Consider the following 242-nt stretch of genomic DNA (forward strand, 5'->3'; position numbering starts at 1 on the left):
GCTTATGTCACTAAGTGACAGTTGCGCTGATATTGAGTCGATGGGGTTGCAAAAACTTAATCTCATTCGTAATAAAATTGCTGATTTACAGCGATTAGAGAAAGTAATTCAAGATATGACAGATTCTTGCAAGGCCAATCAAGACCCTCAATCCTGCCCGGTAATAAATTCACTTAAATAGCTATTGACCCCGTACTTATGTACGGAGTTTATACTACCTTAAAAATTGAGGTAGATAGTTA

1 protein-coding gene is annotated in these 242 nt (G+C 36.8%); it reads left to right on the top strand.

Features of this window, described 5'->3' with window-relative positions; all coding sequences use genetic code 11:
* Positions 1–181, top strand: a 181-nt coding sequence (locus AAEY68_RS21605) for a MerR family transcriptional regulator (protein WP_502935727.1), incomplete at its 5' end; no start/stop codon positions are given.
* Positions 182–242: the final 61 nt, after the last annotated feature.

Source organism: Pseudoalteromonas sp. RB2-MNA-CIBAN-0110 (assembly GCF_040309305.1).
Taxonomy (GTDB): domain Bacteria; phylum Pseudomonadota; class Gammaproteobacteria; order Enterobacterales; family Alteromonadaceae; genus Pseudoalteromonas; species Pseudoalteromonas arctica.